Annotated in this window: 7 protein-coding genes and 1 pseudogene; 3 read left to right on the forward strand and 5 right to left on the reverse strand. The window is 70.2% G+C overall.

Annotated features, from left to right (window positions below):
- Positions 1-147: 147 nt before the first annotated feature.
- The 3 genes and pseudogenes from NBRGI_RS20570 to NBRGI_RS20580 form a co-directional block, all read right to left on the reverse strand.
- Positions 148-839 (reverse strand): annotated as a pseudogene (locus tag NBRGI_RS20570) (histidine phosphatase family protein).
- Positions 836-1,750, reverse strand: coding sequence for a prephenate dehydratase (gene pheA, locus NBRGI_RS20575; protein WP_029898736.1), 915 nt, complete (start codon positions 1,748-1,750; stop codon positions 836-838). The pseudogene NBRGI_RS20570 and the gene pheA overlap by 4 nt, the downstream one beginning before the upstream one ends.
- Positions 1,751-1,836: 86 nt before the next feature.
- The gene (locus tag NBRGI_RS20580) at positions 1,837-2,253 is read right to left on the reverse strand and encodes a hypothetical protein (protein ID WP_029898737.1); all 417 of its coding nucleotides are present in this window, start codon (positions 2,251-2,253) and stop codon (positions 1,837-1,839) included.
- Between the two features lie 158 nt (positions 2,254-2,411).
- Here NBRGI_RS20580 and NBRGI_RS20585 point away from each other — a divergent pair, with 158 nt between their 5' ends.
- Both NBRGI_RS20585 and NBRGI_RS20590 read left to right on the forward strand, forming a co-directional pair.
- Complete coding sequence (locus tag NBRGI_RS20585) at positions 2,412-3,179, forward strand: DUF2470 domain-containing protein (RefSeq protein WP_014980918.1); 768 nt, start codon at positions 2,412-2,414, stop codon at positions 3,177-3,179.
- A 577-nt stretch (positions 3,180-3,756) separates the two neighbouring features.
- Entirely contained in the window at positions 3,757-4,545 is a 789-nt protein-coding gene (locus NBRGI_RS20590) for a CPBP family intramembrane glutamic endopeptidase (RefSeq protein ID WP_029898738.1), read from the forward strand.
- A 135-nt stretch (positions 4,546-4,680) separates the two neighbouring features.
- Here the strand turns inward: NBRGI_RS20590 and NBRGI_RS20595 are convergent, their stop codons facing one another.
- Positions 4,681-5,835 carry an RNA polymerase sigma factor gene (locus NBRGI_RS20595; protein ID WP_029898739.1) on the reverse strand — a complete coding sequence of 385 codons (1,155 nt, stop codon included), beginning with the start codon at positions 5,833-5,835 and terminating at the stop codon, positions 4,681-4,683.
- Between the two features lie 5 nt (positions 5,836-5,840).
- On the reverse strand, positions 5,841-6,251 hold the full coding sequence (locus NBRGI_RS20600) for a YciI family protein (protein WP_029898740.1): 411 nt from the start codon (positions 6,249-6,251) through the stop codon (positions 5,841-5,843).
- Here NBRGI_RS20600 and NBRGI_RS49170 point away from each other — a divergent pair.
- Positions 6,244-6,647: hypothetical protein (locus tag NBRGI_RS49170; RefSeq protein WP_148310887.1), on the forward strand; the 404-nt coding region annotated here is incomplete at its 3' end. The two genes, NBRGI_RS20600 and NBRGI_RS49170, sit on opposite strands and share 8 nt — an antisense overlap.

The raw sequence follows: 6,647 nt of genomic DNA on the forward strand, positions 1-6,647 counted from the left end.
TTTCAGCTCGCTGCGCACGGAATGGTCGGCGATTTTGCGCGCGGGATGCGAAACGGCGCGCGGGAGGTGAACTCGTGCGCGCGGGTCAGCCCACCGGGTCGTCGCGGGACGAGAAAACCTTGCGCGGGAGGTGGATTCGTGCGCGGGTCAGCCCATCGGGTCGTCGGGGTGGGCGAGACGTCGTAGCCGAAGGGTGGGGTGTAGCGGCCCCAGCGGATGCAACTCCAACCGCCGTCGGGGAGCGGGACCAGTTCGATGGTTTCGGTGTTGTCGAGATGGTTGTTCGTGGTGAAGGGCGGGCGGACGTCGGCCAGGTAGCGGGAGACCAGGCGCATGGCGGCACCATGGTTCACCAGCACGACATCGCCCTCGCTGGAGCCGGACAGGTAGCGCTCGCGCAGGTCTTCGATCACGGGGAAGAACCGGGCCAGGATGTCGTTGCCGGATTCCCCGCCCGGGATACGTTCGTCCAGATCGCCCTCGTGCCAGGCGCGGTAGATGCGCTGGAAGAACAGGTGCGCTTCCTCGCTGTGCAGCCCCTCCAGGTCACCGGCCTGCACCTCCTGCAGGTTGTCCAGGACGGTGGCGGGCACGCCGGTCGCGGCCTCGATGTAGCCCGCGGTCTGCCGGGCGCGCAACGCCGCCGAGCAGAACAGCACGCGCGGCGGCGTCAGCAGGGTCTCGCCGAACGTCTTCGCCTGTGCCGCACCGCGTTCGGTGAGCGGCAAACCGGGCACCTGGGTGTCGAGCAACTTCGCTACGTTGCCCTCGGTCTCGCCGTGCCGGACCAGCACCAACTTGGCCGGGCCGATCGTGCGGTCGGAATCCTGTGTACTCACAGATCCGCCACCCCCTTTCGCAGCTGGGTCAGCCACGCCGCCGCGGGCTCGTCGGACGGCGGCGGCGTGCCGGTCGCCGAGGTCGCGGGCCAGGAACCGAGAAACCGGATCCGGGCCGTGCGGTGTAAGGCCTTGAGGGCCTCGGCGACCGCGATGTCATCGATATGTCCGACGCAGTCGAGATAGAAGCGGTAGGTGCCCATCCCGGTCCGGGTCGGCCTGGACTCGATCCTGGTCAAATCGATACCGCGCGTGGCGAATTCGGCGAAGGCGCGCATCAGCGACCCGGGTTCGTTCGGCAGTTCGAGCACGATCGAGGTCCGGTCGGCCCCGGTGGCCGGCGGCGCCACCCGAGGCGGAGTCACCAGCACGAAGCGGGTGATCGCCTGCTCGACATCGGCGACACCGGTGGCCAGCGCGATCAAACCGAGCCGTTGCCCGGCCAGCGCGGTCGACACGGCGGCATCGGCCTTACCCGCCGCGACGTCCTCGGCGGCCGCGGCATTGGACGCCGACGTATAGGGCTGCGCCTGCGGCAACTCGCGGGCGACCCATTCCCGGACCTGCGCGGCGGCCACCGGATAGGCGGCCAGCGTGCGCACCTCGGCAAGGGTGGCGCCGGGGCGGCCCAGGATCGTGAAGGTCACCTCCAGCTCGGTTTCCGCGACGATCTGTAACCGCGGACCGATCGCCAGGGAATCGAGTGTCGCGGAGATCGAACCCTCCACGGAGCTCTCGATCGGCACCACCGCGCCGTCGACGTCTCCGCTACGGATCAGCTCCAGCGCGGCGCCCTGACTGGGCGCGGCGACACGCTCGACAGCCCCTTCGAAGGCTCCCGAGATCTCGAGGTCGGCGAGGGCCATCTCGGTGAAGGTTCCGGAGGGCCCGAAGTACGCGATACGCGGCACGGTTACGACCTTACTTGCGTCCGCCGCCGACCCTCCCGAGATTCACCGCGTCCCCATCCCCACCTCGCCCTCCCGTCACCCCCGGTTCAGGAGGTGGCCAGGGGTGTCAGGGCTGCGGTGAGGGTGTCCGGGTCGTCGGTTTCGATGGCGAGCAGCACGGCGCGGAGCGCTTCTACCGCTGGGGGTTTCAGGCCGGTCAGGAAGGGGAGATCGGGGTGGGCGAGGGCGGCCGGGATGTCTTCACCGCAGAGGGCGGCGGCGGTGGCGGCGATGATGGCCAGGGCGCGGTCGCCGGAGCCGGTGCGGGCGACGAAACCGGAGTCGGTGTGCACGATGCCGGCCAGGAATTCGGCGATCTCGGCGTCGGGCGCGTCCGCGTCGAGGACGGGCACCGGGACCTCGGCCCGCGGGGTGCGGACCAGACCTTCGATCAGGCTGCGCCGTGCGGGCACGGTCAATGCCACGAGTACCGGTTCGCTCGCTGATTCCGATCCGTGCGCCACCGAACCACCGTAACAACCGGGTACGCGTCCGGGTCCGCGGGTGAATTCTCAGGATCAGGGTGGCGGTAACGCTTGCGGATGTCCCCCACGTCACTTAGCTTAGGGTAACCTAATTGAGCGCCGAGCGAGGCGAGCAGAACCCGACCACGGAGGTTTGTATGCCGCGTCCGACACCGACCGTCGCGCCGTCCACGGCCGAGCGGGTGCGCAGTGCCTGCGCGCATGCCGAACACGCCGTGCTGGCCATGCCCGGCATCGATCCGACGCCGATCTCGGTCCATCACGTGCGCGAATGCGGCGACGCCGTGATCGCGGTGCCGACCACGTCGGTGGCCGCGGTGCTGGCCGGGAATTCACCGGACGCGGGCGCCCCCGCGGTATTGGAACTCACCGATCACGCGCCGCTGCCGCTGCGCGAGCCGGTGCGCGCGCTGGTGTGGTTGCGCGGCTGGGTGCGTGCGGTGCCGACGCAGGCGCAGCGCGCGCTGGCCACCGAAGTCGCCAAGGAGAACCCCGATCCGGGACTGCTCGATGTCGGCCACACCGCGACGCTGCTGCGGCTGGTGATCAACTCCGCGGTGGTCGCCGACTCCACCGGCGCCGAGTCGGTCAGCGTCGACGAACTGCGGCTGGCCCAGCCGGATCCGTTCTGCACCTTGGAATCCGCGTGGTTGCAGCACATGGACGCCGACCATGCCGACGTGGTCGCGCAGCTGGCCAGGCATCTGCCGCCGCGCCTGCAGCACGGCATCGTGCATCCGCTCGCGATCGACCGCTACGGACTCACGCTGCGCGTCGAAGGGCGCGACGGCGACCACGATTTCCGGCTCCCCTTCACCTCCCCCGCCGACGATATCGAGGCGCTCAGCCGCGCGGTGCGCACCCTCGCAGGCTGCCCCTTCCTCAACGGCCTGCGCCGCATCTGAACCACCGCCGACGCCAGGCCAGGCACCGCACCGGCTCGACCAGGGGCCGACAGGCTCTCCCTCACCCCGCGCTCGGGGCGCGACGGCGACCACGATTTCCGGCTCCCGTTGACACCCGCCGACGATATCGAGGCGCTCAGCCGCGGGGTGCGCGCTCGCAGGCTGCTCTCCTTCCTCAACTGGCCTGCGCCGCATCTGAACCACCGCCGACGCCAGGCCAGGCACCGCACCGGCTCGACCAGGGGCGACGGACTCTCCCTCACCCCATACTCGGAGAAGACGCGCTGCTTCCAGTCCCTGCCTGCGCACGGCGATAACCCGCTCCTCAGTCATCGCGCACGGCGATAGCGCGGCTCTCCGCAGTCCCTGCGCACGGCAATAACGCGCTCCGCAGTCCCTGCGCTCGGCAACAACGCGCTCCCCGTATCTCCGCGCTCGGCAATAACGCGCTCCCCGTATCTCCGCGCACGGCGATAACGCATTCCCCGCAGTCCCCGCACTCCGCGATAGCCCGCTCTGCATGGTCCGTGGCGGTGCGTGGCGCGACGCGGACCGGGCCGGGCAATAGATTCGAGGGATGCGTGGTGCGGTTGATGACGAGTCGGCGGAGCTGACCGGGCGGGAGCGGCTCGGGATCAAGCTCGAGATCGCGGTCGTGCTCGTGGTCACCTTCGGGTTGAGCGGGCTCAACGCGGCGTTGTCACTGGTGGAGAGCGCGCTCGCACCGGGCGGCGTGGGTGGTCGCACGGTCGCGTTGAATCCGTCGCGCTCGGCCCAGTCGATCATCGACCTGCTGTTTCAGCTGCTGAGTGTGGCGCGGCTGCTGGGGTGGGCGGCGCTCGGGTTGTATCTGTTGTGGCGCAGCGGAATCGGACCGCGACTGATCGGGCTGGCGGCGCGCGTGCGGTTCCGCGCGGATGTGCTGCCCGGCTTGGTGCTGGCCGCCGTGATCGGCCTGCCGGGCCTGGGCCTGTATCTGACCGCGCACGCGCTGGGGCTGAGCGTGACGATCGTGCCCGCCTCGATCGGCGACCACTGGTGGCGGTTGCCCGCGCTGATCCTGTCCGCGTGCGCGAACTCGCTGGCCGAAGAGATCATCGTGGTCGCGTTCCTGATCACCCGGTTGCGCAGGCTCGGCTGGTCGGAGAATTCCGCGCTGTTCGCCTCGGCGCTGCTGCGCGGCAGCTACCACCTGTACCAGGGCCTCGGCGGCGGCATCGGAAACGTGGTGATGGGCTTGGTGTTCGGACGCTACTGGCAGCGCACGAACAAATTGTGGCCGCTCGTACTCGCACACGCCACCATCGACGCCGTCGCCTACCTCGGCTACACCGCCCTGCGCGGCCACGTCTCCTGGTTGCCGTAGTACGCGAGACCGACTGTGCGGCAACGAAACAGCAGGCAGCAGCTGCCGGCCCACGGCAACCCACCGCGCACCAGGGCAGGTAGCGGCCGCATATCGCGCAGCATTGGCGGAGGACGTGTGCGCGTTCCGGCACGGTCAACTCGGCCTGTCCCGCAGTTCTCCGTTGAGCCGGGCGGCTTGGCGGGTGAGGTGTGCGCGTTCCGGGAGGGATGTGGCGGCGAGGGCGGCTTCGCCGTAGAGCCGGGCGGCGGCTTCCGGGTCGCCGTCGCGTTCGCGCAGGTAGGCCTCGACGGCGGTGTACCTGGGCAGCGCGGGGTCGAGTTCAGCGAGGGCGGCCAGTCCGGCACGCGGCCCGTCGGCCGCGCCCACCGCGACGGCGCGGTTGAGGCGCGCGACCGGACTGCCGGTGAGTGCCACCAATTCGTCGTACCACTCCACGATCTGCACCCAGTCGGTCTCCTCGGCGGTCTGGGCGTCGGCGTGCAGCGCGGCGATGGCGGCTTGGGCCTGGAACTCGCCGAGCCGGTCGCGGGCCAGGGCGGTTTGGAGGATGTCGACGCCTTCGGCGATCAGGCGGGTGTCCCACCGGGCGCGGTCCTGTTCGGCGAGCGGCACGAGACTGCCGTCGGCGCTGGTCCGGGCCGGGCGACGCGCGTGATGCAGCAGCATGAGCGCGAGCAGACCGGCGACCTCCTCGTGCGCGGTCACGGCCGCCAGCTGGCGGGTGAGCCGGATCGCCTCGGCCGCGAGATCGACGTCACCGGAGTAGCCCTCGTTGAACACCAGGTAGAGCACGCGCAGCACGGTCGCGACATCCCCGGCCCGGTTCAGCCGGACGCTCGACACGGTCCTTTTGGCCCGGCTGATCCGTTGCGCCATAGTCGCTTCCGGCACCAAGTAGGCCTGCGCGATCTGCCGTGTGGTCAGGCCGCCGACCGCGCGCAAGGTGAGCGCGACGGCCGAAGCCGGTGTCAGCGACGGATGTGCGCACAGGAAATACAGCTGCAGCGTGTCGTCCGCGGACTCGGCCGGACCGGGTGCGGGTTCGACCTCGACGAGTTCCTCCCGTCTGCGCCGCGACGTTTCGGCGCGGGCGGCATCGAGGAATTTGCGCCAGGCCACCGCGACCAGCCAGCCCCTGGGATCCCGCGGCGGCTCGTCCGGCCAGCCCCGCAGCGCTTCGATCAGCGCCTCCTGCACGGCATCCTCGGCCGCCGCGAAGTCTGCGCCGCGGCGGACGAGGATCCCGAGTACAGCGGGCGTGAGCGTGCGCAGCAACGCCTCGTCCACCGTCGTCACTCCGTGATGGTCGCCGGCACACCGTAGAACGGCCGCACCTCGAGCCATTCGCAGATCGGCTCGCCGCCGGGCCCGGGTGCCGCGGACAGCTCGCGCGCCAGCTCCACCGCACGGTCCCACGAGTCGACATCGATGATGTACCAACCGGCGATCAGGTCTTTGGTCTCGGCGAACGGCCCGTCGGTCACCGGCGCTCGCCCCTCCCCGTCGTACCGCACGAACGCGCCCTCGGGGGCCAGCGCCTGGGTGTCGACGAACTCGCCCGTCTGCTCCAGCCGGGCCGCGAAATCGCGCATGAATTGGATATGCGCGTCGACCTCCGCGGGGGTCCACTGGTCCATGGGCGCGTAGTCCACGGCCGGGGTCGGGCCGCCGCGATAGTGCTTGAGCAGCAGGTACTTGGCCATCTTGATCTCCTCGATGTGGTTCGGCCCATTCTGGCCGCTGTGCCCCTGGGACGGAGCCGTCTACGCGTTCTCGACATCCGCGGCGGGCGAATTCCGAAAAAGTCGTCCGGTCCGGCAGGCGAACCGAGCCCGGGCGGCCGACCTGCGCCGATCCATTCGTGACCCAACTGTTCCCGGCCCGGCGATAACAGTGAATCAGCACAGGCGAATTCATAAGGAGTGCTCGGACGGAGGGGCACTGGCTTCGGCGCGCCGGACCGAGATCGATCCGTCGCACGACCGCCCCGAACGACGAGCGATAAGTAGAGTCTTTGTGATGAATGGCGACGACCCCCAGTACCGCGCACCGATGCGCCGGGTGCCGCCGCCCGGCCGGCCGCCGCTGCCGCGGCCCGG

This window comes from Nocardia brasiliensis IFM 10847 (assembly GCF_000710915.1).
GTDB lineage: Bacteria > Actinomycetota > Actinomycetes > Mycobacteriales > Mycobacteriaceae > Nocardia > Nocardia brasiliensis_A.